Source organism: Reyranella sp. (assembly GCF_965227665.1).
GTDB lineage: Bacteria > Pseudomonadota > Alphaproteobacteria > Reyranellales > Reyranellaceae > Reyranella.
The window spans coordinates 42,805-69,506 of record NZ_OZ245767.1 but is presented as its reverse complement, the minus strand read 5'-3'; the positions used below and the strand labels follow the sequence as shown (position 1 = coordinate 69,506).

Annotated in this window: 25 protein-coding genes; 10 read left to right on the top strand and 15 right to left on the bottom strand. The window is 65.3% G+C overall.

Going from position 1 to position 26,702, the window contains the following annotated elements:
• Window positions 1-107 precede the first annotated feature (107 nt).
• Genes ACO07I_RS00340 through ACO07I_RS00325 form a run of 4 tightly spaced genes read left to right on the top strand, consistent with a single transcriptional unit; the run spans window position 108 to window position 6,279 of the window.
• Window positions 108-791 (top strand): TetR/AcrR family transcriptional regulator, encoded by a 684-nt coding sequence (locus tag ACO07I_RS00340; protein ID WP_422013192.1) that lies wholly within the window; start codon window positions 108-110, stop codon window positions 789-791.
• Entirely contained in the window at window positions 788-1,921 is a 1,134-nt protein-coding gene (locus ACO07I_RS00335; protein WP_422013190.1) for an efflux RND transporter periplasmic adaptor subunit, read from the top strand. Before ACO07I_RS00340 ends, ACO07I_RS00335 begins: the two co-directional genes overlap by 4 nt.
• A 10-nt stretch (window positions 1,922-1,931) precedes the next feature.
• On the top strand, window positions 1,932-5,045 hold the full coding sequence (locus ACO07I_RS00330; RefSeq protein WP_422013188.1) for an efflux RND transporter permease subunit: 3,114 nt from the start codon (window positions 1,932-1,934) through the stop codon (window positions 5,043-5,045).
• 55 nt (window positions 5,046-5,100) lie between these two features.
• A complete protein-coding gene (locus ACO07I_RS00325; RefSeq protein WP_422013186.1) occupies window positions 5,101-6,279 on the top strand; it encodes a GNAT family N-acetyltransferase in 1,179 nt (392 codons plus the stop codon).
• A gap of 4 nt (window positions 6,280-6,283) precedes the next feature.
• On the opposite strand, the gene ACO07I_RS00320 is transcribed toward ACO07I_RS00325, so the two are convergent.
• The 4 genes from ACO07I_RS00320 to ACO07I_RS00305 all read right to left on the bottom strand — a co-directional run bounded on the left by ACO07I_RS00320 (window position 6,284) and on the right by ACO07I_RS00305 (window position 10,017).
• On the bottom strand, window positions 6,284-6,457 hold the full coding sequence (locus tag ACO07I_RS00320; protein ID WP_422013184.1) for a hypothetical protein: 174 nt from the start codon (window positions 6,455-6,457) through the stop codon (window positions 6,284-6,286).
• Window positions 6,457-8,778 (bottom strand): ATP-dependent Clp protease ATP-binding subunit ClpA, encoded by a 2,322-nt coding sequence (gene clpA, locus ACO07I_RS00315; RefSeq protein WP_422013182.1) that lies wholly within the window; start codon window positions 8,776-8,778, stop codon window positions 6,457-6,459. Before clpA ends, ACO07I_RS00320 begins: the two co-directional genes overlap by 1 nt.
• A gap of 42 nt (window positions 8,779-8,820) precedes the next feature.
• Window positions 8,821-9,234 (bottom strand): ATP-dependent Clp protease adapter ClpS, encoded by a 414-nt coding sequence (gene clpS, locus ACO07I_RS00310; protein WP_422013180.1) that lies wholly within the window; start codon window positions 9,232-9,234, stop codon window positions 8,821-8,823.
• 63 nt (window positions 9,235-9,297) lie between these two features.
• Window positions 9,298-10,017, bottom strand: a complete 720-nt coding sequence (locus ACO07I_RS00305) for a hypothetical protein (protein WP_422013178.1) — start codon at window positions 10,015-10,017, stop codon at window positions 9,298-9,300.
• A gap of 362 nt (window positions 10,018-10,379) precedes the next feature.
• Between ACO07I_RS00305 and ACO07I_RS00300 the strand changes: the two genes are divergently transcribed.
• Window positions 10,380-11,609 carry a serine hydrolase gene (locus ACO07I_RS00300; RefSeq protein WP_422013176.1) on the top strand — a complete coding sequence of 410 codons (1,230 nt, stop codon included), beginning with the start codon at window positions 10,380-10,382 and terminating at the stop codon, window positions 11,607-11,609.
• On the opposite strand, the gene ACO07I_RS00295 is transcribed toward ACO07I_RS00300, so the two are convergent.
• The 10 genes from ACO07I_RS00295 to fabD form a co-directional block, all read right to left on the bottom strand.
• Complete coding sequence (locus tag ACO07I_RS00295; protein ID WP_422013174.1) at window positions 11,578-12,012, bottom strand: gamma-glutamylcyclotransferase family protein; 435 nt, start codon at window positions 12,010-12,012, stop codon at window positions 11,578-11,580. The genes ACO07I_RS00300 and ACO07I_RS00295 overlap by 32 nt on opposite strands.
• On the bottom strand, window positions 12,012-13,415 hold the full coding sequence (gene pgmG, locus ACO07I_RS00290) for a phosphoglucomutase/phosphomannomutase PgmG (protein WP_422013172.1): 1,404 nt from the start codon (window positions 13,413-13,415) through the stop codon (window positions 12,012-12,014). Before pgmG ends, ACO07I_RS00295 begins: the two co-directional genes overlap by 1 nt.
• 33 nt (window positions 13,416-13,448) lie before the next feature.
• Window positions 13,449-14,765, bottom strand: a complete 1,317-nt coding sequence (locus tag ACO07I_RS00285; RefSeq protein WP_422013170.1) for a UDP-glucose dehydrogenase family protein — start codon at window positions 14,763-14,765, stop codon at window positions 13,449-13,451.
• 4 nt (window positions 14,766-14,769) lie between these two features.
• The gene (gene galU, locus ACO07I_RS00280) at window positions 14,770-15,645 is read right to left on the bottom strand and encodes a UTP--glucose-1-phosphate uridylyltransferase GalU (RefSeq protein WP_422013168.1); all 876 of its coding nucleotides are present in this window, start codon (window positions 15,643-15,645) and stop codon (window positions 14,770-14,772) included.
• Window positions 15,646-15,755: 110 nt separating this feature from the next.
• Window positions 15,756-16,469 (bottom strand): DnaJ domain-containing protein, encoded by a 714-nt coding sequence (locus ACO07I_RS00275; protein ID WP_422013166.1) that lies wholly within the window; start codon window positions 16,467-16,469, stop codon window positions 15,756-15,758.
• 1 nt (window position 16,470) lies between these two features.
• Window positions 16,471-17,511 carry an endolytic transglycosylase MltG gene (mltG, locus tag ACO07I_RS00270; RefSeq protein ID WP_422013164.1) on the bottom strand — a complete coding sequence of 347 codons (1,041 nt, stop codon included), beginning with the start codon at window positions 17,509-17,511 and terminating at the stop codon, window positions 16,471-16,473.
• Between the two features lie 22 nt (window positions 17,512-17,533).
• Window positions 17,534-18,790, bottom strand: a complete 1,257-nt coding sequence (gene fabF, locus ACO07I_RS00265) for a beta-ketoacyl-ACP synthase II (RefSeq protein WP_422013162.1) — start codon at window positions 18,788-18,790, stop codon at window positions 17,534-17,536.
• Between the two features lie 34 nt (window positions 18,791-18,824).
• Complete coding sequence (locus ACO07I_RS00260) at window positions 18,825-19,064, bottom strand: acyl carrier protein (protein ID WP_295135853.1); 240 nt, start codon at window positions 19,062-19,064, stop codon at window positions 18,825-18,827.
• Between the two features lie 133 nt (window positions 19,065-19,197).
• Entirely contained in the window at window positions 19,198-19,938 is a 741-nt protein-coding gene (gene fabG, locus ACO07I_RS00255) for a 3-oxoacyl-[acyl-carrier-protein] reductase (protein WP_298315969.1), read from the bottom strand.
• Window positions 19,939-19,950: 12 nt separating this feature from the next.
• On the bottom strand, window positions 19,951-20,892 hold the full coding sequence (fabD, locus tag ACO07I_RS00250; RefSeq protein WP_422013159.1) for an ACP S-malonyltransferase: 942 nt from the start codon (window positions 20,890-20,892) through the stop codon (window positions 19,951-19,953).
• A 237-nt stretch (window positions 20,893-21,129) separates the two neighbouring features.
• Here fabD and rpsF point away from each other — a divergent pair, with 237 nt between their 5' ends.
• The 4 genes from rpsF to ACO07I_RS00230 all read left to right on the top strand — a co-directional run bounded on the left by rpsF (window position 21,130) and on the right by ACO07I_RS00230 (window position 24,201).
• Window positions 21,130-21,585: a 30S ribosomal protein S6 gene (rpsF, locus tag ACO07I_RS00245; protein WP_422013157.1), complete on the top strand. Its 456-nt coding sequence runs from the start codon at window positions 21,130-21,132 to the stop codon at window positions 21,583-21,585.
• Window positions 21,582-21,815: a 30S ribosomal protein S18 gene (rpsR, locus tag ACO07I_RS00240; protein ID WP_295135841.1), complete on the top strand. Its 234-nt coding sequence runs from the start codon at window positions 21,582-21,584 to the stop codon at window positions 21,813-21,815. Before rpsF ends, rpsR begins: the two co-directional genes overlap by 4 nt.
• A gap of 21 nt (window positions 21,816-21,836) precedes the next feature.
• Entirely contained in the window at window positions 21,837-22,481 is a 645-nt protein-coding gene (gene rplI, locus ACO07I_RS00235) for a 50S ribosomal protein L9 (protein WP_422018388.1), read from the top strand.
• An 82-nt stretch (window positions 22,482-22,563) separates the two neighbouring features.
• Window positions 22,564-24,201: an ABC transporter permease gene (locus ACO07I_RS00230; protein ID WP_422013155.1), complete on the top strand. Its 1,638-nt coding sequence runs from the start codon at window positions 22,564-22,566 to the stop codon at window positions 24,199-24,201.
• On the opposite strand, the gene ACO07I_RS00225 is transcribed toward ACO07I_RS00230, so the two are convergent.
• Window positions 24,176-25,210 (bottom strand): Fe(3+) ABC transporter substrate-binding protein, encoded by a 1,035-nt coding sequence (locus ACO07I_RS00225; RefSeq protein ID WP_422013153.1) that lies wholly within the window; start codon window positions 25,208-25,210, stop codon window positions 24,176-24,178. The genes ACO07I_RS00230 and ACO07I_RS00225 overlap by 26 nt on opposite strands.
• Before the next feature lie 176 nt (window positions 25,211-25,386).
• On the opposite strand from ACO07I_RS00225, the gene ACO07I_RS00220 reads away from it, so the two are divergent.
• Window positions 25,387-26,625, top strand: a complete 1,239-nt coding sequence (locus ACO07I_RS00220; RefSeq protein WP_422013151.1) for a class I SAM-dependent methyltransferase — start codon at window positions 25,387-25,389, stop codon at window positions 26,623-26,625.
• Window positions 26,626-26,702: the final 77 nt, after the last annotated feature.

Below are 26,702 nucleotides of genomic sequence, written 5' to 3'. Positions count from 1 at the left end.
AGAAGACGAGCGAAAAGCCGATCCGACGCTCCCGCTCGCGGGGGTGGAAAGGCGAAACTGGCCAAAACGTCCGGCGACTTCGGTCTGCCGGACTTTTTTCTTCCGGCTTGATTGCGCCTTGGTTTCGCACTACATGCCAAAAAATGGATACTGACCGGTCAGTCAATAACCCATCTGATGCGCCAGCTCGCGTTCGGAGACCGGAAGATCGCGCCTCAGAGATTGCGCGGGCGGCACTCGAACTCTTCGTCACCAAGGGGTTCGCCGCGACCAAACTCGAGGACGTCGCCAAGGAGGCGTCGGTCAGTAAGGGCCTTCCCTACCTCTACTTCAAGAGCAAGGAAGGTCTGTTCAAGGCCGTCATTGCCGAGGCCATCGCCGGTCCGCTCGCACAGGCAAACGACAGGATCGAGCGCTTCGAGGGAGCGAGTGAGGACCTGCTTCGCATCCTCGTGGCAGGGTTCCGCGCCTTCGAGGAGACGCCAGCCGGCGGTGTCGTGAAACTCATCCTGGCCGAGGCCGGAAACTTCCCCGACGTCGCCGACTTCTACTGCACCCACTTCGATATGCGTGGCCGCGACCTCTTCATCCGAACGCTGCGCCGCGGCGTAGCCAGCGGCGAGTTCCGCCCGCTTCCCGACCTCGAAACCACGGCGATCGTCATCCTGCAGCCGCTCGCCATGTTCTCGGTCTGGAAGCGCTCCCTCGCCGCGTACGACCCCAGCAAGATCGACGGCGACCGCTTCTACACCGCCTATCTCGATTTCGTTCTCAAAGGGCTACGGCCATGAAGACCAGCGCCAAGATCACCCTCGCCATCGCCGGCGCCGCCATCGTCCTGGGAGGCGGCGCCTTTGCGTGGAAGAACGGCAAGGGCCCGAATTCGGCCGGCAATGGACCGGCCGTCTCCAAGGCTGCCGATCGCGTCCTCGAACTGATTCCGGCCGAGGTCCACACGATCAAGCCGCGCGGCCTGGTCGATGTCGTCCGCTTCACCGGCACCACGCAGCCGATCGACCAGACCATCGTCAAGGGGCGCGTGGCCGGCCGCCTGGCCGAGGTGCTGGTCCGCGAAGGCGATCGCGTGACCGAAGGCCAGGTGCTCGCCCGTTTCGAGACGACCGAGCTGCAGGCCAAGATGAACGAGCGCCAATCCGCCCTGGAAGCCGCGCGAGCCGACGCGCGCTGGACGGCGCGCGACCGCTCCGACAAGGAGACCCTGGCGAACCGCAACATCGTCTCGCAATCGGCGGCCGACCAGGCGCGTGCGACGGCCGAGAACCGGGCTTCCATGGTGGCCGTCGCCGAGGCCCAGCTCGATGTGGCCCGCAAGAACCTGGCCGATGCCGAGGTCAAGGCGCCCTTCGATGGCGTCGTGGGCGAGCGTATCGCCAATCAGGGCGAATCGCTGCCGATCGACGGCAAGATCCTGGCCCTTCTCGACACCAGCCACGTCGAAATAACGGCGCAGATGCCGGCCGCCGACGTCATCCGCATGAAGGTGGGCCAGACCGCCCAGGTCACGCTCGAGGGGTTCGGCGATCGCGTCTTCAACGGCAAGATCACCCGCATCAGCCCGACCACCCAGGCGGGCTCCCGCTCGATCCCCGTCTATGTCGAGATCACGGATCGTCATGAGGCGCTGCGCGGCGGCCTGTTCGGCACGGGCACGGTCACCGTGCAGGAGAAGGGCCACGCTCTCGCCGTCCCGGCCTCGGCGATGCGCAAGGACGACCAGGGCGACTACGTGCTGATCGTCGAGGACGGCACCCTGGTCCGCAAGCCGGTGGGCGCCGTCCGCACCTGGTCGCGCGGCGAACTCGTCGAGGTGAAGGGCCTGGAGTCGGGCATGACGGTGGTTTCCGCGCCCCTGCCCGGCCTGCACGCCGGACAGAAGGTCAAGATCGTCGAGACGCGCTAGGAGATCGGCCGTGAAGCTCACCCAGATCGCGGTCGACAATCCGGTCTTCGCCACCATGATGATGGTGGCGTTGCTGGTGATGGGCCTGTTCTCCTATCGCCAGCTCGGGATCGACCAGTTCCCCAACGTCGACTTCCCCATCGTCGTGGTCACCACCGACTATCCCGGCGCCTCGCCGGAGACGGTCGAGAGCGAGATCAGCCGCAAGATCGAGGAATCGGTCAACGCCATTGCCGGCCTCAAGACGCTGACCTCGCGCTCGCTCGAGGGCAAGTCGATCGTCATCGCCGAGTTCGAACTGTCGGTCCCCTCCGCCGTCGCCATGCAGGATGTCCGCGAGAAGGTCCAGATGGTGCGGGCCTCCTTCCGGCCGGAGATCAAGGAGCCGCTGATCCAGCGCTTCAATCCCGACGACCAGCCCATCGTGTCGATCGCCGTGCGCTCCGATATCCGCTCGGTGCGTGACCTCACGACGCTCGCCGACCAGATCATCATCAAGCGTTTGCAGACCGTCCGAGACGTCGGCCGCGCCACCATCGCCGGCGGCCTGAAGCGGCAGATCAACATCGAGCTCGATCCCGGTCGCATGCACGCGCTCCGCGTCGGCGTGAACGACATCATGCGGGCGATCAAGGACGAGAATCAGAACTTTCCCGCGGGCAACGTCCAGCGCGGCAACGACGACCGGGTGATCGAGGTCACCGGCCGCGTCGTCGAGCCCGGCGACTTCGCCGACCTCATCGTGGCCCGCCGCGGCCAGGCCCCCGTCTATCTCCGCCAGGTCGCCACCGTGGTCGACGGCCAGCAGGAACTCGAAAACGTTGCCACCCTGAATGGGGAGCGCGCGCTCGCCATCGACGTGGTGAAGACCCAGGGCTCCAATACGATCGAGGTGGCGCGCGGCGTCCGGCGCGCCGTCGCCGAACTGCAGGCCTCCCTGCCATCCGACGTGAAGCTCGAGATCGTGCGCGACAGCTCGCGCGGCATCCAGAACTCGGTCGACAACGTGCAGCAGACCATGATCGAGGGCGGCCTGCTGACCATCGCCATCGTCTTCCTGTTCCTGCATTCCTGGCGCAGCACCGTCATCACCGGCCTTGCCCTGCCGATCTCGGTGTTCGGCGCCTTCATGGTGATGGCCGCCTTCGGTTTCACCCTGAACGTGCTGACCCTGATGGCGCTCAGCCTCGCCATCGGCATCCTGATCGACGATGCGATCGTGGTGCGCGAGAACATCATGCGCCATATCGGCTTCGGCAAGTCGCACCGCCAGGCCGCCATCGACGGCACCAACGAGATCGGGCTGGCCGTTCTCGCCACCACCTTCTGCATCGTGGCGGTGTTCCTGCCCGTGGCCTTCATGGGCGGCATCATCGGCCGCTTCTTCTTCCAGTTCGGCGTCATGGTCTCGGCCGCCGTGCTGATCTCGCTGTTCGTGTCCTTCACCCTCGACCCGATGCTGTCGTCGGTCTGGTACGACCCGCAGGCCCATGGCAACGGCCGTTTCGCCCGCATCGTCAACAGCACCCAGGAAAAGGCCAACGGCGTCTATCGCGTCGTTCTCGCTTGGGCCCTGCGCTGGCCGAAGACCACCCTGCTGATCGCGCTCGCGACCTTTGTCGGCAGCTTCGCGCTGCCGAAATACATCGGCTTCGAGTTCGTGCCGCAGGCCGACCTCGGCGAGCAGGTCGTCAGCATCGAGACGCCGGTCGGCTCGTCGCTCGAATATACCGAAGCCAAGCTGCGCCAGGTCGATGCGGCGCTGCGCGAGTTTCCCGAGATCGACTACACCTACGGCACGGTCAATACCGGCTATGCCAACGGCAAGAACCAGGCGAGCCTCTATCTCAAGCTGAAGCCGCTGAAGGACCGCAAGCGCTCGCCCGAGCAGCTGGCCCAGCCGATCCGCGAACGGCTCGCCAGCATCCCGGGCATCCTGGTTTCCATCAACATTCCCGGCGGACCGGGCGGCGGCGTCCAGAAGCAGCTCCAGCTCTCGCTGCAGGGACCCGACACCAACGTGCTCGACTCCATCTCGCAGGACGTGATGAAGCGCGCCGCCGGCATCCGCGGCCTCGTCGACCTCGACCGCAATCTCAAGGCTGCCAAGCCGATCCTGTCGGTCCGCCTGCGCCGCGACGCAGCGTCCGACCTCGGCCTCGGCACCGCCGCGGTCGCCCAGTCGCTGCGCCCCCTCTTCGCCGGCGACGAGACCAGCCTGTGGCGGGCGCCCGACGGCGAGAACTACATGGTCATGGTCCGCCTGCCGACCGACGACCGCACCGGTATCGCCGACCTGCACAGGGTCTGGTTCACGGCCGGCACCGAGCCGAACGGCCTGCCGCGCATGGTTCACATCGCGCAGATCGCCGACGTCGTGACCGATGTCGGCGCCTCGCAGATCAACCGCCGCGACCTCAACCGTGAGGTCCAGATCACCGCCAACGTCCACGGCCGCTCGGCCGGCGAGGTTTCGAGCGACCTGCAGCAGGTCCTGACCGAGATCAAGCTGCCGCCCGGTTACCGCTTCGTGTTCGGCGGCTCGACCAAGGACATGGCGGAGAGCGCTGCCTATGCCGGGCAGGCCCTCCTCATGGCGGTCATCCTGATCTACCTGATCCTGGCCTCCCAGTTCGGCAGCTTCCTGCAGCCGATCGCCATCATGATGTCGCTGCCGATGTCGCTGATCGGCGTGTTCCTCGGCCTGCTGGTGGCCGGCACGACGCTCAACATCTTCTCGGCGATCGGCTTCATCATGCTGATGGGACTGGTCACCAAGAACGCCATCCTGCTGGTCGACTTCTTCAACCAGGCCCGGGAGCGCGGAACGCCGGTCAACGAGGCGCTGCTCGAGGCCGGCTCGATCCGCTTGCGGCCCATCCTGATGACCACGCTCGCCATGGTGTTCGGCATGCTGCCGCTGGCGCTGGGCCTGGGCGAAGGCGCCACCCAGCGCGCCCCGATGGCGCACGCCGTGATCGGCGGCCTGATCAGCTCGACCCTGCTGACCCTGGTCGTCGTTCCGGTGGTCCTGGTCTATATCGACCGGCTCAGCCTGTGGGCGACCCGCAAGTTCAGCCGCTCGGCCGACCAGATGGCCCGCGAACACAAGCCTGCCGAGTAGAATCGGCGACAACGATTGGCCATCGTGCTGGCACGATTCGCGCTATGCTGCGTTTATGCCGGATGATGCCCCGACGATCGGCCTGCGCATCGTCGATTCGCTTGCAGCGGTCGACGCCGCCCAATGGGATGCCTGTGCGCTCGCGCCGGGATCCGCCGGCAGCCCGTTCCTGAGCTATCGCTTCCTCAAGGCGCTGGAGGACTCGAAATCGGTCGGCCGCCGCACCGGCTGGCAGCCACAATATCTGCTGGCCGAATCGGACGACGGGACGCTTCAGGGGGCCGCCCCGCTCTACATGAAGAGCCATTCCCAGGGCGAGTATGTGTTCGACCATGGCTGGGCCCAGGCCCTGGAACGCGCGGGCGGCCGTTACTATCCCAAGCTTCAGGTCGCCGTCCCCTTCACGCCGGTGCCGGGCCCGCGCCTGTTCGCCCGCCCGGGACCGCTGGCGGACGCCGTGCGCGACGCCCTGATCGACATGCTGGCCAAGGTCGCCGGCGACAACAACATCAGCTCGGTCCACGCCACCTTCTGCACCGAAGAGGAGTGGAAGCGCTTCGGAGAGCGCGGCTGGCTGTTGCGTCTCGGACAGCAATATCACTGGAGCAACGACGGCTACCGGACCTTCGACGATTTCCTGGCGGCACTCTCCTCGCGCAAGCGCAAGGCGATCCGCAAGGAGCGCGAGGCCGTGCGACGCGAGGGCCTGGTCATCCATACGCTGAGCGGCGACGACATCCGGCCCGAACACTGGGATGCCTTCTTCGCCTTCTACATGGATACCGGCGGCCGCAAGTGGGGCACGCCCTATCTGACGCGATCCTTCTTCGACATCCTGGGCGCGACCATGGCCGACAAGGTCGTGCTGGTTCTGGCCGAGGCCGATGGCCGTCCCGTCGGCGGCGCCCTCAATCTCAGGGGCGACGACACGCTGTACGGTCGTTACTGGGGCTGCCTCGAAAGCCACGCCTTCCTGCACTTCGAGGCCTGCTACTATCAGGCCATCGATTATGCGATCGCCCACGGGCTGGCGCGGGTCGAGGCGGGAGCGCAAGGCGACCACAAGATTCAGCGCGGCTATCTGCCGGTGCCGACCTACTCCGCCCATTGGATCGTCGATGCCAATTTCCGGCGCGCCGTCGACGACTACCTCAAGCGTGAACGGATTGCCGTGCAGCAGGAGATCGAAGGGCTGATGCAGTACTCGCCGTTCCGCAAAGAAAACGAGGCCTGACGGCCTATTTGGCCATCAGGACCCCGAAGAAGAATACGACGAAGAAGACGAGCTGTTCGGTGAGCCCGAGCGGCGCCTGCCATCCGATCTTGTCGATGATGAACAAGACCACCCAGAACACCGCGGTGGCGAGCACCGCGGCGCGAAAGGCGATCCAGAGAGGCTTGAACGCACTCACTATTCGGCGAGCACCGGTTCCTGGCTCGCGGGCGGCAATGCCCCGCGCTCAGGCGGCAGGAAGGTGAAGACGAGCTTGCCAGCCTCGCCCGGCGCATCGACGTCGACCCGCACCGTGCCGCCGTCGGAGAGCTTGCCGAACAGCACCTCCTCGGCCAGCGGCTTCTTCACGTATTCCTGGATCACCCGCCCGAGCGGACGGGCGCCGAACAGCCTGTCGTAGCCCTTCTCCGCCAGCCAGCGGCGCGCACCATCGGTCAGCTCGATGAAGACCTTGCGGTCGGCGAGCTGGACCTCGAGTTCGGCCACGAACTTGTCGACCACCTTGCCCATCGATTCCGGGCCGAGATTGGCGAACTTGATGATCGCGTCCAGACGGTTCCGGAACTCCGGGGCGAACATGCGGTTGATCGCCTCGTTGTCTTCGTCGTGCCGCTGCTCGCGGCCGAAGCCCAGGGCAGGCTTGGCGATGTCGGCGGCGCCGGCGTTGGTGGTCATGCACAGGATGACATTGCGGAAGTCCACCGTCCGGCCGTTATGGTCGGTGAGCTTGCCGTAATCCATCACCTGCAGCAGGACGTTGAAGACGTCCGGATGGGCCTTCTCGATCTCGTCGAACAGCACGACGCAATGGGGATGCTGGTTCACCTTGTCGGTGAGCAGGCCGCCCTGGTCGAAGCCGACATAGCCCGGCGGGGCGCCGATCAGCCGCGAGACGCTGTGCCGCTCCATGTACTCCGACATGTCGAAGCGGATGACCTCCAGGCCGAGCAGGCGCGCGAGCTGGCGCGTCACCTCGGTCTTGCCGACGCCGGTCGGGCCGGCCAGCAGGTAGCTGCCGATCGGCTTCTCCGGCGACCGAAGACCGGCGCGGGCGAGCTTGATCGAAGCGGCGAGCTGGTCGATCGCATGATCCTGGCCGAACACGACCGTCTTCAGGTCGCGGTCGATGGTGCGCAGCATCTCGGTGTCGTCCTTGGACACCGACTTCGGCGGGATGCGGGCGATCTTGGCGACGACGTCCTCGATGTCGGTCACCTCGATCACGGTCTTGCGGTCGGCCGGCGCACGCAGCATCTGGGCGGCCCCCACCTCGTCGATCACGTCGATCGCCTTGTCGGGCAGCTTGCGGTCGTGGATGTAGCGCGCCGACAGCTCGACGGCGGCCTTGATGGCGTCGTCGGTGAAGCTCACGTGATGGTGCTTCTCGTAGACGGGCTTGAGGCCGCGCATGATTTCGACGGCATCGCTGATCGTGGGCTCAGGCACGTCGATCTTCTGGAAGCGCCGCACCAGAGCGCGATCCTTCTCGAAGTAGTTGCGATACTCCTTGTAGGTCGTCGAGCCGATGCAGCGCAGCTCGCCCGACTGCAGCGACGGCTTCAGCAGGTTCGACGCGTCCATCGAGCCGCCCGACGTCGCGCCGGCGCCGATGATCGTGTGGATCTCGTCGATGAAGAGGACGGAATTCGGCTTCTTCTTGAGCTCGGTCAGGACGGCCTTCAGCCGCTCCTCGAAGTCGCCGCGATAGCGGGTGCCCGCCAGCAGGGCGCCCATGTCGAGCGAGTAGATGACGGCTTCCTTCAGGACTTCCGGCACCTCGCCGTCGACGATCTTGCGGGCAAGGCCTTCGGCGATCGCCGTCTTTCCCACGCCGGGTTCGCCGACATAGAGCGGGTTGTTCTTGGTGCGCCGGCACAGGACCTGGATGGTGCGCTCGACCTCATGCTCACGGCCGATCAGCGGATCGACGCGCCCCTCCCGGGCCTTCTGGTTGAGATCGACGCAGTAGGTCGCGAGCGCTTCGTTGCCCTGCTTGGCAGCCGCCTCGCCCCCCGCCTCTTCCTCCGAGCCGCTGACGCGGCGTGTGCGCGTGCGGCCGGGCACCTTGGCCTTGCCGTGACTGATAAAGTCGACCGCATCGAGCCGGGTCATGCCCTGGTTCTCGAGGAACGAGACGGCGTGGCTGTCGCGCTCGGAGAACAAGGCAACCAGGACGTTGGCGCCGGTGACCTCGTTGCGGCCCGACGACTGCACGTGCACGGCCGCCCGCTGGACCACGCGCTGGAAACCGGCGGTGGGCAACGGCTCGCTCGCGCTCTGCGTAATGATGCCCTTGAGGCGGTTGTCGACGAAGGTCTCCAGATCGTGTCGCAGACGGTCGATGTCGACCCCGCACGCCTTGAGCACGGGAACGGCATCCTCGTCCTCGGTCATGGACAACAGGAGATGCTCCAGCGTCGCATATTCATGGCGACGCTCGCCTGCGAGCCCGAAGGCGCGATGCAGGGACTTCTCGAGGTTCTTGGACAGCATGGACATCGAACCACCTCGACTGGAAAAACGAACTACTCTCGGCCGCCGTTACTCTTTCTCCAACGTGCACTGGAGAGGGTGCTGATTCTTGCGCGCGTAATCCACCGTCTGCGTGACCTTGGTCTCGGCGATCTCGTACGTGTAGACGCCGCAGACCCCCACGCCCTTCTGGTGAACGTGCAGCATGACCTCGGTCGCCTCTTCGCGATTCTTCTGGAAGATGTTCTGCAGAACGTCGACCACGAACTCCATCGGCGTGTAGTCGTCGTTCAGCATCAGCACCTTGTACATCGACGGCTTCTTCGTCCGCGTCCGCGTGAGCGTCAACGCGCCGGTGCGGCCATCGTCACCTTCGCCGTCGTCCCGGCGGGGCGGCTGCTGGGGCGGCCCACCGGGCGGCTGTTGCGGAGGGTCGTCCGCCCCGCCCAGCCGCCATTCGCCTGCGTTGCGCAGAAAATCCATCGTCGTCGTCACGCTCCAAAAACAAACCACCCGTGAATTATATAGGTAGCGTTACGGATTCCGCTACCTCGGCCGCAGACCGTCCTTTCCGACCACCAGCATCCAGCGGTCGGCGCGGGCCCGGTGGAGCGGCGCGTTCCAGTCGCGGCGCAGCTCGGCGGGCTCCAGCTTGCGCGGCGGATTGACCGGGACCGGCACCTTGTCCCAGGAGAACAGCTTGGCCGCGAATTTGACGTTCGCAAAGCCATCGGTCGGATAGTGATAGGCTTGGAACCCCCACACGCCATTCCGGCAGGAGGCGACGGTCCACCAGAAGTCGTTGTCGGGCAGGCGCATTCCATCCTTGGGGGGACCAAAGGCGCGGCTCTCCTCAAGCGCTGCCATGAGTTCGCGCGTCTCCTCGACAGTCAGGATGCGCTGGCCGCCCTTCATACTCCAGGGCGCGAAGATGTCCTTCGGCTTGGAGATGAGCATGTTGGTGATGCCGGTCGTGACATTGCCCTGCCCTTCCAGCACGCCGATGTTCATTCCGGCCACGCCGTCGGGCTGCAGGTAGATGTCATAGGCGCGGACCTGCTCCTCCCAGAGGGCATTGTAGATGAGTCTGAGATGGCTTCGCCCGCCCGGCACGCAGGCGGCGCGAATGTCATCGGCCGCCACGAAGTCGAACCAATGAAAACTGCGCACGACCGGCAACTCGACATTGCGGTCCGGCCGCTGAGCAACAGCGGGCGTCGCCGAAACCGCGGTCAGGACTCCCAGCGCCAGCAAGAATGCCTTCATCACGTCTCCTAATGAGAGGATTGCATAATCCGAACCAACTGGGGCAGCAGAGCGGCATGACTTGCGTTGCATAGCCCCACAAACTTTAGTAAAGTTCCAGCAATTGCTCATAAGCGGTTGAATGAGCACAAGAATCTGATTTCGCGTGTGGCGTATTCGCAATGACATTTCCCCTCAGGCGAATTGCGGTCGGCTTTTCTTGGCTCGCCGTCAGCATTCTTTTCCTAGGTGCCTCGCTCGCGCCTTCCCCTGTTGACGCCCAGACCCAGGCGAAGTCGGTCAAGCGGGCCGCCCCGCCCGCCAAGGCGCGCGCAAAAGCCGCCTCACGCAATACATCCGCCTCCTGGGTCGCCAATCCGGCGGTGACGGCAAAGGACTCTTACCTCATCGTCGACGCGACGAGCGGCCGCGAGCTCGCTTCGGATCGCGCCGATGAACTTCGTCATCCGGCCTCGGTCACCAAGCTGATGACGATCTACCTCACCTTCTCGGCCCTGGATTCGGGCCGGCTGTCCCTCGGCGACAGCCTGCCGGTGTCCGTGAATGCCCTGAACGCGCCGCCCACGAAGATGGGCATGACGCCCGGCGGCACCGTGAACGTGCGCGATGCCACGATGGCGCTGGTCACCCGCTCGGCCAACGATGCGGCCGTACTTCTTGCCGAAGGCCTTGCCGGCAGCGAGGAAGCGTTCGCCAGGCTCATGACGCAGAAGGCGCGCCAGCTGGGCATGAGCTCGACGGTGTTCCGGAATGCCTCCGGCCTGCCCAACAGCGAGCAGGTCACCACCGCCCGCGACCTGGCGAAGCTCGCGAACGCGCTGTTGCGCGACTATCCGCACTACTATGCGATCTTCTCGGTGCAGAGCTACCCGTATCGCGGACGCACCCTCGAGAACCACAACCGCATGCTCGGCAACTACGAAGGCGCCGACGGATTGAAGACCGGCTACACCAACGCTTCGGGCTTCAACCTCGTGATGTCGGCGGTGCGCGACAACCGCCGCCTGATCGGTGTCGTCATGGGCGGCACCAGCGCCGCCCAGCGCGACCGGACGATGGCCGCTCTCATGGATCGCGGCTTCGCCCTGGCGCAGGCCATGCAACTTTCGCCCTGGACATCGGTGCGCAAGCCGGCATCGGCGCGCTACACGGCGGCCCAGTTCGATCCCGGCGCCAGCTTCGCCGAGGCGTACCGGCCGCCGGCAACCCCCTCGAAGCAGGTCAACCCCAAATATGCGGGCTTCGTCCCGCCCGCCCCGGCGACGCCGGCTGCCCCCGCCGCTTTCACCGCCGCTCCGCCGGCCGCGACGGATACGCCCGCGCTCGGCAGCTGGGTAATCCAGGTCGGATCCTTCAGCGACCCGCAGGCGGCCCAGGCCGCCCTGGAACGAGCGACCGCCGCCCTTCCCGATGCGCGTTCGGCATCGGCAATCGTCGACGAGGTTCAGATGGCGAACCGCGTCTTCCATCGGGCACGGCTCATCAACCTGTCGCAGGACCAGGCGATCGAGGGCTGCAAGCGGCTCGAGAAGCGCAAGGTCTATTGCGCGGCGCTCCAGGTCACGGCCTGGAATACGCCGGGTGCACGCTGAGCGCTTTCTTCAATCGATCGACGAACGACCGTTTGTGACGGCGCTGCCAGAGCGCCAGGTCCCATAATTCGGGACTCGGTATCAGGCGCGACTGTATGGGCTCGAAGGCCGAAACTTCGGTAATCCGCCCCTGTAGCTTCACCCGCAGCGGCGCGATCCGGTAACCGGGCCCTTCATAGGCCGCAAGGTGCGCGATGTCCCGGTCGCTGAGGCCGCCCACCACCGCACCCGGCACCTCGCTGCATGGATCTGCGATGACGATGGGATAGGTGGCGCCCTGCACGCGCCGTCGTTCGTGACCTTGCAGACGTGCCGCCACATAAGCCTGAGGCGGCAACCGCCGCCCCAGAACCAGGGCCGTCACGTCGCGATCGAGCAACGTGCCGTAGAAGAAGAAGCGCATCAGTGATGGCCGGATGCGGCGTCGTCCGGGAGATCCACGCCGCACGCCGCCAAGGCGGCCTTCAGGTCGGCCATCAAGCGCTCGAGGCCGGCATCGTCGGCCGCCTCGCATCGTGCCACCAGCACCGGCTGCGTGTTCGACGCGCGCAGCAGCCACCATCCCTCTTTGGTGCTGACCCTCACGCCGTCGATATCGGAGAACTTGGCGCCGTCCTTCTGCAGGCGCGCCTTGACCTTTTCGACCACGCCGAACTTCTGGTCGTCGGGGCAATCGAAGCGCAGCTCGGGCGTGTTGACCGGCTGAGGCAGCCCGTCACGCATATCCGCGAGGCTCTCCTTGGCGTTCGCCACGATGTTGAGAAGCCGCAACCCGCAGTAAAGGGCGTCGTCGAAGCCGTAGAAAGTGTCGGCGAAGAACACGTGGCCGCTCATCTCACCGGCAAGCGGGGAGCCGATCTCGGCCATCTTGCTCTTGATCAGGGAATGGCCGGTCTTGAACATCAGCGGCTGGCCGCCGGCCTTGGCGATCTCGTCGAACAGGACCTGGCTCGCCTTCACGTCGGCGATGATGGTCGCGCCGGGATGGCTCTTCAGGACGTCGCGCGCCCACAGGACGAGGAGCTGGTCGCCCCACAGGATGCGGCCCTGCCCGTCCACGGCCCCGATCCGGTCACCGTCGCCATCGAAGGCGATGCCCAGGTCGCAACCCCGCGCCTTCACCTCGGCAATGAGCTGCTCCAGGTTCTTCGGCACGGTGGGATCCGGGTGATGCGCCGGAAAGGTACCGTCGACCTTCTCGTTCAGCACGAAATGCTCGCCTTCGAGCTTGTCGACGACCGACCGGATCGAGACTCCGACCGCCCCGTTTCCGGTATCCCACGCGACCTTGAGCTTCTTGCCGGGCTTGACGTCGCGCAGGAGCCGCGTAGCATAGTCGGCCAGGATCGCACGCTTCTCGACCTTGCCTTCCCCCGTTTCCCAATCCGCCTTCCCGGCCATCTCGCCGAGCTTCTGGATGTCGGCACCGAAGAAGGACTTCTTGCCCATCATCATCTTGAAGCCGTTGTAGTCCGGCGGATTGTGCGATCCCGTGATCTGGATCCCGCCATCGGCCTCGAGGTGATAGACCGCGAAGTAGAGCATCGGCGTCGCGGCGAGGCCGATGTCGATCACATCGATCCCCGCGGCGGTCAGGCCCTCGATACAGGCGGCAGCGAGTTCGGGAGAACTCAGCCTTCCGTCATAGCCAAGCGCCACGCGCTTGCCGCCGTTGCGACGGACAAGCGTGCCCAGGGTGCGTCCGATCGCCCTCGCATCCGCGGCATGAACCGTGTCGCCCACGATTCCCCGGATGTCGTACTCACGCAGGATACTCGGATCGAACTTGTGCGCCATCTGGCTCATTTAAATGACTCCGGAAAGGGACCGTACGGACAGTCAGCCGTGCGCGAGGGGCCGGCCGATACTGTCATAGGCGAAGCCGAGCGACCGCATTTCCGCGGGATCGAAGATGTTGCGCAGATCGACGATTCGGGGCTGTCGCATGACTTCCTTGATGCGGCGCGGGTCGAGGCCACGGAACTCGTGCCATTCGGTGATCACCACCAGCACATCGGCCCCGGTGGCCGCCTCATAGGCATTCTCGGCGAAGATCACGTCCTTCATGAGGCGCGCGGCTTCGATCATGCCCTCGGGGTCGAAGGCCACGATCTTGCCGCCGGCAGCCTGCAGGGCCGGCACGATGTCGAGGGACGGCGCGTCGCGCATGTCGTCGGTGTTTGCCTTGAACGTCAGCCCCAGCACGCCGATCGTGAGCCCCGACACCGAGCCGCCGCAGAAGTCGATGACCTTCTGCGCCATCTTCTTCTTGCGGCTGTTGTTCACCTGGATGACCTGCTCGACGAGCGTCTGGGGCGCATCGACCTCACGCGCGGTGTAGGCCAGCGCAAGCGTGTCCTTGGGGAAGCAGGAGCCGCCGAAGCCCGGACCCGGATGCAGGAACTTGCGGCCGATGCGGCCATCAAGCCCGATGCCGCGCGCCACGTCATGCACATCGGCGCCGACCTTTTCGCAGAGATCGGCGATTTCGTTGATGAAGGTGATCTTCGCGGCGAGAAAGGCGTTGCCGGCGTACTTGGTAACCTCGGCCGTCTCGATGTTGGTGAAGACCATGGGCGTCTGGATGAGATTGAGCGGGCGATAGATCATGGACATCACCTCCTGCGCGCGCTGGCTTTCGACGCCGATCACGACGCGGTCGGGCTTCATGAAGTCCTCGATCGCCGCGCCCTCGCGCAGGAATTCCGGATTGGAGGCGACATCGAACTCCGCGGCGGGGTTCGACTCGCGAATGATCCGGGCCACCTCGCGCCCCGTACCCACCGGCACGGTCGACTTGTTCACCACGACCGTGTAGCCGCGGATGGCCCGGGCGATTTCCGCTGCAGCGGCATAGACGTAGGACAGGTCGGCATGACCATCGCCGCGACGCGTCGGCGTCCCGACGGCGATGAAGACGGCATCGGCATCGCCGACGGCATCGCCCAGTTGCGTGCTGAAGTTGAGACGGCCCGCCCGCGCATTGTCAGCAACGAGCTTGTCGAGCCCGGGCTCGAAAATCGGAATCTCACCCTTGCGCAGCCGCTCAATCTTGGCCGCATCCTTGTCGACACAGATAACGTCGTGGCCGAAGTGGGCAAAACACGCTCCGGAAACGAGGCCGACATAGCCGGATCCGATCATAGCAATACGCATTTGGTCAGCCTTTCACGAAACGACCAAGAAGGGCCCGCGTCTCCGCGGCAGTGTCGACGCGGTGCAGGGCTACGGCGAGGTTCGCCTCGAGGAAGCCGAGTCGGTTGCCGCAATCGTAGCGCTGTCCAGCATAGCGAAGGGCGTGGAACGGTTTATGACCGATCATCTTCGCCATCGCGTCCGTGAGCTGGATTTCGCCGCCGGCACCGGTCTCGTGCCGGTCCAGATGCTCGAAGACTTCAGGCAGCAGCACGTATCGGCCGATCAGGGCCAGGGTCGAGGGTGCCTCTTCCGGCCTGGGCTTTTCCACCATCCCGGTGATCTCCGACAGGTTACCCTGCTCGTTCTTCACCGCCGCAATCCCATAGCTCTTGGTCTGCTCCCGCGGCACGTCCATGACAGCCACGACGCTGCCACCGGTCCGCTCATGTGCCGCCACCAACTGGCCAATGCAGCTCGGCGTGTCGATCGTCAATTCGTCCGGCAGCAGGACGGCGAACGGCTCGTTTCCGATCCAGTGGCGGGCGCACCACACCGCATGTCCGAGGCCGAGCGGCTTCTGCTGACGCGTGAAGATGGCATTGCCGGGCTTGATCGTCGCGCCCTGGGTCATCTGCAGTTCGGGCGCCTTCTTGCGCTGCTCCAACGTCGCTTCGAGTTCGTAGGCGTGATCGAAGTGATCTTCCAGCGCGCCCTTGTTGCGCCCGGACACGAAGACGAATTCCTCGATTCCGGCCGCGAGGCACTCCTCCACCGCATACTGGATGAGGGGCCGGTCGACGACCGTCAGCATCTCCTTCGGCATGGCTTTGGTCGCAGGGAGGAAACGCGTTCCCAGACCGGCGACGGGCAGGACCGCTTTACGAACACGCTGCGCCATGCTGATCGACCTCACTTGGTGTCTGGTTTGTATATTAGAATCAATGATTTGAAAGGATGGTGGCAGGCCACGGCAGGCTTGATGCCATGTCGACGCTCTGCCTGGCAAGATCAACTGCCAAGCAGGACATCCTTGGCGCGGTTGATGCGCGCCGCCAGATCCGCAGTCCCCCCGACATCCGGATGCATGCGCTGAATGAGCCGCCGATGGGCCGCGCGGATCTCATCGGCCGTGGCGCCCTGCTCGAGTCCGAGGACCGCAAGCGCCTCGTCACGCGTCATGTCGGCACGTGGACCGCCCTGCGGAGGAGCCTGCCGGGCAGCGCGCCAGTCGGCGCCGAGCCGCCGGTCGAGATAGGCCTCGAGCACCCTCAGCGAATCGGCATCGCGTGCACATTCCTCCCGCAGGTCCAGGAGCTCTCCGTCCCCGAGCACGTCGAGGGCGCGCCCCGCGAACCGCCCTGCCAGCACAGTCCCGCCGACGTCGCCGCTCGCATGATCGATCCAAGCCTGCAGGAAGGTCGTCCTGACCTCCGTTCGCTGGCCGGCACCGGGTGAACTGAAGCCGCCCGACGCTCGCTGCCGTACCGCCCGTGCAATCAGCGCTGTGATAACTACGCCCGCAAGGCCAAGGAGTTCAGGCATGAAGGCCGGTACGAAGCGAAGGCCGAAAACCAGCAAGCCCCCCACACCGATCCCCCCGAGCACCATCGTGATCACACGCAAGACGCGCGCCATGGAGGAGGCGTTTGCGCGTAGGAACCAGGAAATGCCCAAAGCGACGGCCGCGAGAGCGAGAAGCGCCAGAAGGAGCGCTGCCGGCATGCTATTGCCGGGTTGCTGGCGCCTGTAGCGCCGGCGTCTGCGGCTGGGTCTGAGGTTGAGAGTCCGCCCGCTCGCGCTGGATCTGGCGCCAACGTTCGACGTTGCGATTGTGCTCCGGCAACGTGAGGGCGAATGCGTGACCGCCCTGCCCGTCGGCCACGAAGAAGAGCGAACGGTCGCGCGCCGGGTTGGTCGCGGCGACGATCGAGGCGCGTCCCGGATTGCAGATCGGTCCGCGCGGCAGGGCCGCGATCACATAGGTGTTGAACGGCGTGTTCGACTGCAGGTCGGTGCGCGTCAGGTCGCGGCCGAGCGGCGCCTTGCCTTCGGTCAGGCCATAGATGGTGGTGGGGTCACTCTCGAGCTTCATGCGACGGCGCAGCCGGTTGATGAAGACCGCGGCCACGCGGGTGCGCTCCGACGGCACCGCCGTCTCCTTCTCCACCATCGACGCCAGGATCAGCGCCTCGCGCTTGTTGGCGAGCGGCAGGCCGGCGGCGCGCTTGCGCCACGCCTCGTCGAGCGTCTTCTCCATCGCCTCCTTCATGCGCAGCAGCAGCCCGTCGCGGGTGTCGTCGCGCGAATAGAAGTAGGTCTCCGGCAGGAGGTCTCCTTCCTTCACGTCGAGCGTGATGTCGCCCGAGAGCGCTTCGGTCTTGCGAACGAGTTCCAGCACCTCGGGCGTCGTCATGCCCTCGGGAATCGTGAGGCGTCGCTGCACGACCTTGCCCGACTGCAGGAGCTCGACGAGCGACTGCATCGAGGTATGGGCCGGCACTTCGTACTCTCCGGCCTTGATGGGCTTGGGCGAGGGATCGATCATCAGTGCCACGCGGAACAGCCGCGGGTGGGCGATGACACCCTCTTCCTGCAGCAGCTTGGACATGGTGGTCGGTCCCGCGCCGCGCGGGATCACGATGTTCTTCGTCTGCTCGAGCGGCCCCTGAGCCGTGAGGATGACGTGGCCGACATAGATCGAGCCGCCCATCAGGGTGACGAACAGCGCGATGAAGAAGAGAACCCAGCGGAAGTAGCTGAGCATGACTCAGCTCCTCAGAAAGAAATCAGACGGGTCCGACGATCAGGGACGCGTTGGTGCCACCGAAGCCGAACGAGTTGCTCAGCGCGTGGCGGACCTTGCGCTGCTTGGCCTGCTTCGGCACGAGATCGATGTCGCAGCCCTCGTCTGGCTCGTCGAGATTGAGCGTCGGCGGAACCGCCTGATCGATCAGGGATTTGATGGCATAGATCGCCTCGATCGCGCCGGCTGCGCCCAGCAGATGGCCGGTGGCCGACTTGGTCGACGACATTGAGAGAGCGTGGACGTCCTGACCGAAGGTGCGCTTCACGGCGCCCAGCTCGATCACGTCGGCCATCGTCGATGTGCCGTGGGCGTTCACATAGTCGATCTGGTCCGTACCGAGATTGGCGCGCTTCAGCGCCGCTTTCATGGCGCGCACCGCACCATCGCCATCCTCGGACGGAGCCGTGATGTGATAGGCGTCACCGGACAGGCCGTAGCCCAGAATTTCGGCGTAGATCTTGGCGCCGCGCTTCTTGGCATGCTCGTATTCTTCGAGCACGAGGCAGCCGGCGCCCTCGCCCATCACGAAGCCGTCGCGCCGCTTGTCCCACGGACGCGAGGCCTGCGTCGGCGTATCGTTGAAATCGGTCGACAGCGCCTTGCAGGCATTGAAGCCCGCGATGCCGATCCGGCAAATCGCCGCTTCGGCGCCGCCGGCCACCATGACGTCGGCGTCCTCGTACTGGATCAGCCGGGCTGCGTCGCCGATCGCGTGCGCCCCGGTGGCACAGGCCGTAACGACGGCGTGGTTCGGCCCCCTGAAGCCGTACTTGATCGAGACCTGCCCCGAAACGAGGTTGATGAGGGCCGAAGGGATGAAGAACGGGCTGACGCGGCGAGGTCCCCGCTCCTTCAGGATCAGCGACGTCTCGTAGATCGTCTGGAGACCGCCGATTCCGGAGCCGATCATGACGCCGGTCCGGTTGAGACCCTCCTCGTCCTGCGGCATCCAGCCGGAATCCTCGACCGCCTGTTGGGCGGCCGCGATTCCGAAGATGATGAACTTGTCGAGCTTCCGCTGCTCCTTGGGCGCAAGGTAATCGTCCACATTGAAGTGGCCGTTTGCCTTGTCGCCTTGGGGCACCTCGCCCGCGATCTTGGTCGCGAGATCCGAAGTGTCGAAAGCCTGGATCGACCGGATGCCGGACTCCGCCGCCATCAGGCGGCGCCAGTTCGTGTCGACGCCGTCACCCAACGGCGTGACCATCCCCATGCCGGTTACGACAACACGCCTCATCTTCCGCCCTTCCTCTTTCAGGAACCGGTGAAGATCAGGACTTCGCGGTGCCTTTGATGAAGCCGATGGCGTCGCCGACGGTCTGGATCTTCTCCGCCGCGTCATCGGGAATTTCGATGCCGAACTCTTCCTCGAACGCCATCACCAGCTCGACCGTGTCGAGGCTGTCCGCGCCCAGATCATCGATGAACTTGGCCTCTTCCTTGACCTGCGCGGCCTCAACGCCGAGATGCTCGACGACGATCTTCTTAACGCGCTCGGCAATATCGCTCATTTCTTGTCCTTCCCGTCTATCCAACTAATTCCGGTCGCCAGGGGGTTGGCGAATGCCGGGCTCTTAACATAGCTCCCGGGCCATTGGCTAGGTCCGAAAAGCCCACAGAATCAGGCACTTGTAGGCCTGTCCCTCAGATCATCGCCATCCCGCCGTTGATGTGCAGCGTCTGACCCGTAACGTAGGCGGCCTCGTCGCTGGCGAGGTAGACCACGCCGGCCGCAATCTCTTCGGGCGTGCCCAGCCGATCGGCAGGGACGCGCCCGAGAATGGCTTTTTTCTGGTCGTCCGTCAGCACGTCGGTCATCGGCGTGGCGATGAAGCCCGGCGCCAGGCAGTTCACGGTGATGCCGCGCGACGCCAGCTCCTGCGCCAGCGACTTCGACATGCCGATCAGGCCCGCCTTGGCCGCCGCATAGTTCGCCTGCCCCGGATTGCCGGTGACGCCGACGATGGAGGTGATGTTCACGACCCGGCCGAAGCGCCGCTTCATCATTCCCCGCATCGACGCTCGGATCAGGCGGAAGGTGCCCGTCAGGTTCACCTGCAGGACCTTTTCCCACTCCTCGTCCTTCATGCGCATGGAGATGTTGTCGCGCGTGATGCCGGCGTTGTTCACGAGAATGTCGAGCTTGCCGCCCATCGCGGCTTCGGCTTCCTTGGCCAGCCGGTCGATGTCGGCCGGATCGTCCATCCGCGCTGCCACCACGTGAGCCCGCTCGCCGAGCGACGCCTTGAGCTGCTCCAGGGCCTCCGCGCGTGTGCCGGACAGCGTGACGGTCGCGCCCTGCTTGTGCAGCGCGCGCGCGATCGCCCCGCCGATACCACCGGATGCGCCGGTGACGAGAGCTGCCTTGCCGCTCAGATCGAACATGGCACTCTCTCCTTATGCCGTCTTCAGGAAGGCTTCGATGTCCGCTGGCGTGTTCAGCGCCATGCCAGTCATGTCCTTGTCGATACGCTTCACGAGGCCCGACAGGACCCTGCCGGTTCCGCATTCGACCAAGGCGTCGACGCCCTTGGTCTTCATATACTGGACGCTCTCGCGCCAACGGACGAGGCCGGTGACCTGTTCCACCAGCCTCTGCTTGATCGAGGCCGGGTCGCTGAGTTCGGAGGCCAGCACGTTGGACACCAGCGGCACACGCGGGGGCGTCAGCACGATTTCCTCCAGCGCGACCTTCATGGCGTCGGCGGCCGGCTGCATCAGCGGGCAATGGAAGGGAGCGCTCACCGGCAACATCATGCCGCGCTTGCAGCCCCGGGACTTGGCAGCCTCGATGGCCCGCTCGACCGCTTCCTTGTGGCCGCTCACGACGATCTGCCCGCCGCCATTGTCGTTGGCGACCGTGACGACCTCCCCCTGGGCTGCTTCCTTGCAGGCTTCCTGAGCGGCTTCCAGCTCGATGCCGAGCAGGGCCGCCATGGCACCCACCCCGACCGGGACGGCTTTCTGCATGGACTGCCCGCGGAGCTTCAGGAGGCGGGCGGCGTCCGCGAGCGTCAGGGCGCCGGCGGCGGCAAGCGCCGAATATTCACCGAGCGAATGTCCCGCGACATAGGCGGCGAGTGACGACAGCGGCTTTCCCCCGTCCTTTTCCAGGATCCGGGTGACCGCGACGCTCACGGCCATGAGGGCGGGCTGGGCGTTCTCCGTCAGGACGAGGTCGCCCTCCGGGCCCTCCCGCATCAACTTCGACAGATTCTGCTTCAGCGCCTCGTCGACCTCCCCGAACACCTCCCGGGCGGTGGCAAAGGCACCTGCGAGATCTGCCCCCATGCCGACAGCCTGAGATCCCTGCCCCGGAAAGACGAAAGCCCGACTCATGCGCGTTTTCCCATGATTTTCATCGCGATTGCGGGCAGTCATACCGGGGCGCGGGACGCAGTCAAGCCGCACCGGGAATACTTGCTTTCAGACTGCCTGCCTGTATAACCGCCCCTCTTCGGGGCCTCCGTCGGCCCCGATCTCCTTGCCGCCCCGGTGCATTCCGCGTGGGGCGGCTAGATCCGGGCGGTTCCTTGGAACTCCGGGTCACTAACAGCCATAAGGAGCCGAATCTACATGGCACTCTACGAGAATGTCTTCATTGCGCGTCAGGACGTTGCGACGACGCAGGTGGAGGCTCTGACCACCCAGTTCTCCGAACTGGTCACCAGCATGGGCGGCACCGTCTCCAAGAAGGAGTATTGGGGCCTGCGTTCGCTGACCTACCGCATCAAGAAGAACCGCAAGGGTCACTACACCCTGCTCAACATCGACGCCCCGTCGGCGGCGGTGAAGGAGCTGGAGCGCACGATGTCGATCAACGAAGACATCATCCGCTACATGACCGTGCGCGTCGATGAGCTCGAGGAAGCCCCGTCGGCCATCATGGTGCGCAGCGCCGAGAAGTCCGACCGCCCGGGTGGCGATCGTGGCGACCGCTGGGGCGATCGCCCGCCGCGTCGCGAGCGTTCGCGCTTCGGCGACGAGGGCGGTGCCGCCCCGGTGGCCTCTGAAACGGGAGAAGAAGCATGAGCGCACAGCGTCGTCCGTTCACCCGCCGCCGCAAGAGCTGCCCGTTCTCCGGCGCCAACGCCCCGAAGATCGACTACAAGGACGTGCGCCTTCTGCAGCGGTTCATTTCCGAACGCGGCAAGATCGTACCGAGCCGTATCTCGGCAGTCTCGTCCAAGAAGCAGCGCGAACTCGCCCAGGCGATCAAGCGCGCCCGCTTCCTGGCCCTCCTGCCCTACCTCATCGCCTAGTCGGGAGACGCAATCATGCCGATGAACGTCATCCTGCTCGAGCGCGTGCCGAAACTGGGCCAGATGGGCGACGTTGTGAAGGTGAAGCCCGGCTTCGCCCGCAACTACCTCCTGCCGCAGAAGAAGGCGCTGCGCGCGACCAAGGACAACATCACCTACTTCGAATCGCAGCGTAAGGTCCTCGAGGCGCAGAACCTCGAGCGCCGCTCGGAAGCCGAAGCGGTCGGCGCCAAGATGAACGACCTCAAGGTCATCATCATCCGGCAGGCCTCCGAGGCCCTCCAGCTCTACGGTTCGGTCACCTCGCGTGACATCGCCGACGGCGCCGCCACCCAGGGCGTCAAGATCGAGCGCAGCCAGGTCGAACTGGACAAGCCGATCAAGGCGCTGGGCGAGCACAAGATCAAGATCCACCTCCATCCGGAAGTGGTGGTCGAGATCTCCGTGCTGGTCGCCCGCTCCGCCGAAGAGGCCGAGTTCCTCTCCAAGGGCGGCAGGCTGGTCGCGGAGACCGAGCGTGCGGCCATGGAGGCGGCGGAAGCCGCCCAGCGTGCAGCCGACCAGGCCGCCGCGCTGTTCGAGGCCAAGTCGGCCGAGGCTGCCGAGGCTGCCGAGGGCGAGACCGCCGAGGCCGAGGCCGAGGAAGCGCCGGCCGACCAGAAGTAATCCGCGTGCCGACAGGCACCGCGCAGCGCTTCGAACGCATGCCATCGCTCCGCGATGGCATGCGTTTTCTTTTGGTGCATCGTTGATCTGGCGACTGGGCGCCCTCGCCGTGGCGGCCGTCGTCGCGCTGCCGCTGCTCGGCATCGCCTCCAGCCTGTTGAGCCCCCAGGGCGAACTCTGGCGTCACCTGGCCGAGACGCAGCTCCGCGACATTGCCCACAACACCATCGTCCTGCTGGTCGGCGTCGGCCTGGGCACGGTGGTGATCGGCACCGGCACCGCATGGCTCGTCACGATGTGCCGGTTCCCCGGAAGCCGTGTGCTGCAATGGGCGTTGCTGCTGCCGCTCGTCATGCCGACCTACATCATCGGCTACGCCTATGCCGACTTGCTGACCTTCGCCGGCCCGCTGCAATCGGGGCTGCGCGCCGCCATGGGGTGGAACCGCGGCGACTACTGGTTTCCGCAGTTCGGCTCGCCCCAGGGTGTCGCCCTGCTCTTCACGCTGGTCCTCTACCCTTACGTCTATCTTGCCGCGCGCACAGCCTTCCTTGTCCAGTCGCAGTCCCTGCTCGAAGCGAGCCGCATCCTCGGCAACGGGCCCTGGCGCACGTTCCTGCGGATCGGCCTGCCGCTCGCCCGCCCGGCCATCGCCGCGGGCGCGGCTCTCGCGCTCTTGGAGACGCTCGCCGACTTCGGCACCGTCCAGTATTACGGCATTCACACCTTCACCACGGCGATCTACCGAACCTGGTACGGCATGGGCAATCGCGAGGGGGCCGCGCAGCTCTCCATGGTTCTCATCCTGATCGCCGTGGCTCTCGTCGCCCTGGAATACCGGTCGCGCGGACGGGCGAGTTTCACTATCGCCTCGAACCTGCGCTACGTCGCCGAGCCGGTGCAGCTCGCCCGGCCAGCGGGCCTTGCCGCCCTGGCCGCCTGCGCCCTGCCGATCCTGCTGGGCTTCGTCGTGCCGACGGCGCACCTCGCGCAGCTCGCACTGTCTTCGGGGGTGCTGATGACCGACCAGCGCTTCATCGGTGACGCCTTCAACAGCCTGATTCTGGCGACCGTGGCGGCCGTCATCATCGTCAGCCTCGCCGTTTTCCTGAGCTACGCCGGTCGCCTCGTCCGCCGGCGGCTCCTCCATCGCACCATCGCCTTCGCATCGCTGGGCTATGCCATCCCCGGCGCCGTCATCGCCGTTGGCGTCCTGCTGCCTCTGGCATTCGCCGATCACGGCCTCGATCTGCTCTCGCGGCAGGTGCTCGGCGTGCCGACCGGCCTGCTGCTGAGCGGGACCGCCTTCGCCCTGCTCGTCGCCTATACCGTGCGCTTCCTCGCCGTCGGCATGGCCAACGTCGCGCCCGGACTTGCCGCGATCGATCCGGCCATGGACGCGAGCGCGCGGATCCTGGGAGCCAGGCCACGCGATGTCCTGTGGCGGATCCATATACCGATGCTGCGCGCGCCTGCCCTGACGGCCGGCATCGTAGCCTTCGTCGAGGTGCTGAAGGAGCTGCCGGCGACCCTGCTGATACGGCCGTTCAACTTCGACACGCTGGCCATCGGGGTCTACCGCTTCGCATCCGACGAGCGCCTCGCCCAGGCCGCCGTCGGATCGATTCTGATCGTCACCGTGTCGCTTGTACCGGTGATCCTCCTCAGCCGCACGGTGGCGGCGTCGGGACGTCCTACTTCCAGCCCGCGCGGTCCATGATCTTCAGCGCCTCGGCGTTGTTCTGGGCGAATACGCGGGCGTTGAGCTGGTCTTCCTTGAAGGTGCCGAGCGCCTTGAGCTCCGGCGAAAGCTCGACCGAGGCCACGACGGGGTATTCCGAATTGCCGTCGGCGAAGTACTTCTGGGCCTGCGGCGAGACCAGGTACTCGAGGAACTTGACCGCCGCCTGCTTGTTCGGGGCGTGCTTGGCTACGCCGCCGGCGCTCAGGTTCACGTGCGTGCCGCGGTTGGACTGATTGGGGAAGATCACGCCCAGCTTGGCCGCGATCTCGCGGTCCTCAGGCTTGGACGAGCGGATCAGGTTCACGAAGTAGTAGGTATTCACGACCGCGACGTCGCCCTCGCCCGCGGCGGCGGCCTTGATCTGGTCGGTGTCACCGCCGCGCGGCGGACGCGCCAGGTTGGCGGCAACGCCCTTGGCCCAGGCTTCCGTCTTCTCCGGACCGTCGGCCGCGAGGATCGAGCCGGTGAGCGACTGGTTGTATATGTTTCCGGAGGAGCGGATCAGGACCTTGCCCTTCCACTTCGGGTCGGCGAGATCCTCGTAGTTCTGCGGTGCGGCAGCCGCCTGCATCTTCTCCTTGTTGAACACGATGATGCGGGCGCGCTTGGAGAAGCCGAACCAGGTGTTGTCGGGATCGCGCAGATGGGCGGGGATCGCCTTGGCCAGGACGGGCGAATCGGTCGCCTGCAGCAGCCCCATTTCGCGGGCGCGCTCGATGCGGCCGGCATCGACGGTGATGAACACGTCGCAGGGGCTCTTGTCGCCCTCGGTGCGCAGACGCTGGATGAGGGGATCCGGCTCGGCATCGACGCGGTTGATCTTCACGCCCGTCAGATCCGCAAAGTTGCCGTACAGTGCCTCGTCGGTCTTGTAGTGGCGGGCCGAATAGAGGTTGAGCGTACCGCCCTGAGCCCAGGCCCGGCGGGCGATGAACGCACCGGAACCCAACGCCAGGCCAGCCTTCACGAGCGCACGTCTCTTCACGTCTTCCTCCGATGCGAGTGAGTATCAATGGCCCCGATATCACTCGGGGTGAAAACTGGCAATTCAAATGCGATTTATTCCCAGTTGCCCGCAGGTAATTTTGCGCATCCATCCGTTTGCGCCGAAAATGCGGATGGGATTAAAATTTTGGCAGCGACAACTTGGAGTGATCCATCGTGCTGCTGGCGCAGGTGCTTGCCCGGGTCGTGAACGAAGGCGAACTGACGATCGTCGATGAGACGGGTCGTCCGCATCGGATCAAGGGCGCAAAAGCCGGTCCCGCGGTGACCATGCGTGTTCATGATCACTGGACCGGCCTCCGCCTTGCCTTCCGTCCGCGGCTCGCCCTGGGCGAGGCCTACATGGACGGTCGGCTGACCGTCGAACAGGGCGATCTCTACGATCTTCTCGACCTGCTTGGACGCAACATCACCGCCGTCGATTCGACCGCGATTATGCGCTGGTCGTACTCGCTGCAGCGTTGGCTGCGCGTGCTGGAACAATACAATCCCGTCGGCACGGCCCAGAAGAACGTCGCTCATCACTACGATCTCCGCGGTGAACTCTACGACTTCTTCCTCGATCCCGACCGGCAATACTCCTGTGCCTATTTCAAGACCGGCGCAGAGTCCCTCGAGATCGCCCAAGCCGACAAGAAACTGCACATCGCGACCAAGCTGCTGCTGAAACCCGGCCTGAAGGTACTCGACATCGGCTCGGGCTGGGGTGGCATGGGCCTCTACCTCGCCCGCTCGTTCGACGTCGACGTGACCGGTGTCACCCTCTCTCGCGAGCAACACGGTGTATCGAACCGCCGTGCCCAGGAGGGCGGGATCGCCGACCGGGTCCGCTTCAAACTGATCGACTACCGCGAGGAGCCGGGCCGCTACGACCGCATCGTCTCGGTCGGCATGTTCGAGCATGTCGGCTCGGCCCACTATCTCGAATACTTCCGGAAGGTGAAGGACCTGTTGGCCGACGACGGGGTCATGCTTCTGCACTCGATCGGGCGCATGGAACCCCCGGGCGGCACCAACACCTGGCTCCGCAAGTACATCTTCCCAGGTGGCTACACGCCTGCCCTGTCGGAGGTTCTCGCCGCGATCGAGAAGGCAGGCCTGTGGGTGACCGACATCGAAGTCCTGCGGCTGCATTACGCAGAGACCCTGCGCCACTGGCGGCAGCGCTTCCTGGCCAATCGGGAGCGCATCAAGGAGATCGCCGGCTACGACGATCGCTTCTGCCGGATGTGGGAGTTCTATCTCGCGGGCTGCGAGGTCGCGTTCCGCTACATGCAGCAGATGGTCTTTCAGATTCAAATCAGCCGGCGCCAGGATGCGGTGCCGCTCGTTCGTGATTATATGGTCACCGAAGAACGTCTAAAGAACGTCGCAGGGTCCATGGCCGCAGAATAGCTAAGTATCCTCGCTAAGCTCTGGATAAGCTCGCGCTCTGATTCTTTGCACTGTGATCCCCCTCCCATCTTGGGCAA

Coding starts and splice junctions, on each gene's coding strand:
- ACO07I_RS00335 (WP_422013190.1), top strand. CDS start 788: ATGAAGACCAGCGCCAAGATCACCCTCGCCATCGCCGGCGCCGCCATC.
- ACO07I_RS00325 (WP_422013186.1), top strand. CDS start 5,101: ATGCCGGATGATGCCCCGACGATCGGCCTGCGCATCGTCGATTCGCTT.
- clpA (WP_422013182.1), bottom strand. CDS start 8,778: ATGTCCATGCTGTCCAAGAACCTCGAGAAGTCCCTGCATCGCGCCTTC.
- clpS (WP_422013180.1), bottom strand. CDS start 9,234: ATGGATTTTCTGCGCAACGCAGGCGAATGGCGGCTGGGCGGGGCGGAC.
- ACO07I_RS00305 (WP_422013178.1), bottom strand. CDS start 10,017: ATGAAGGCATTCTTGCTGGCGCTGGGAGTCCTGACCGCGGTTTCGGCG.
- ACO07I_RS00295 (WP_422013174.1), bottom strand. CDS start 12,012: ATGCGCTTCTTCTTCTACGGCACGTTGCTCGATCGCGACGTGACGGCC.
- pgmG (WP_422013172.1), bottom strand. CDS start 13,415: ATGAGCCAGATGGCGCACAAGTTCGATCCGAGTATCCTGCGTGAGTAC.
- ACO07I_RS00285 (WP_422013170.1), bottom strand. CDS start 14,765: ATGCGTATTGCTATGATCGGATCCGGCTATGTCGGCCTCGTTTCCGGA.
- galU (WP_422013168.1), bottom strand. CDS start 15,645: ATGGCGCAGCGTGTTCGTAAAGCGGTCCTGCCCGTCGCCGGTCTGGGA.
- ACO07I_RS00275 (WP_422013166.1), bottom strand. CDS start 16,469: ATGCCGGCAGCGCTCCTTCTGGCGCTTCTCGCTCTCGCGGCCGTCGCT.
- mltG (WP_422013164.1), bottom strand. CDS start 17,511: ATGCTCAGCTACTTCCGCTGGGTTCTCTTCTTCATCGCGCTGTTCGTC.
- fabF (WP_422013162.1), bottom strand. CDS start 18,790: ATGAGGCGTGTTGTCGTAACCGGCATGGGGATGGTCACGCCGTTGGGT.
- ACO07I_RS00260 (WP_295135853.1), bottom strand. CDS start 19,064: ATGAGCGATATTGCCGAGCGCGTTAAGAAGATCGTCGTCGAGCATCTC.
- fabG (WP_298315969.1), bottom strand. CDS start 19,938: ATGTTCGATCTGAGCGGCAAGGCAGCTCTCGTCACCGGCGCATCCGGT.
- fabD (WP_422013159.1), bottom strand. CDS start 20,892: ATGAGTCGGGCTTTCGTCTTTCCGGGGCAGGGATCTCAGGCTGTCGGC.
- rpsF (WP_422013157.1), top strand. CDS start 21,130: ATGGCACTCTACGAGAATGTCTTCATTGCGCGTCAGGACGTTGCGACG.
- rpsR (WP_295135841.1), top strand. CDS start 21,582: ATGAGCGCACAGCGTCGTCCGTTCACCCGCCGCCGCAAGAGCTGCCCG.
- rplI (WP_422018388.1), top strand. CDS start 21,837: ATGAACGTCATCCTGCTCGAGCGCGTGCCGAAACTGGGCCAGATGGGC.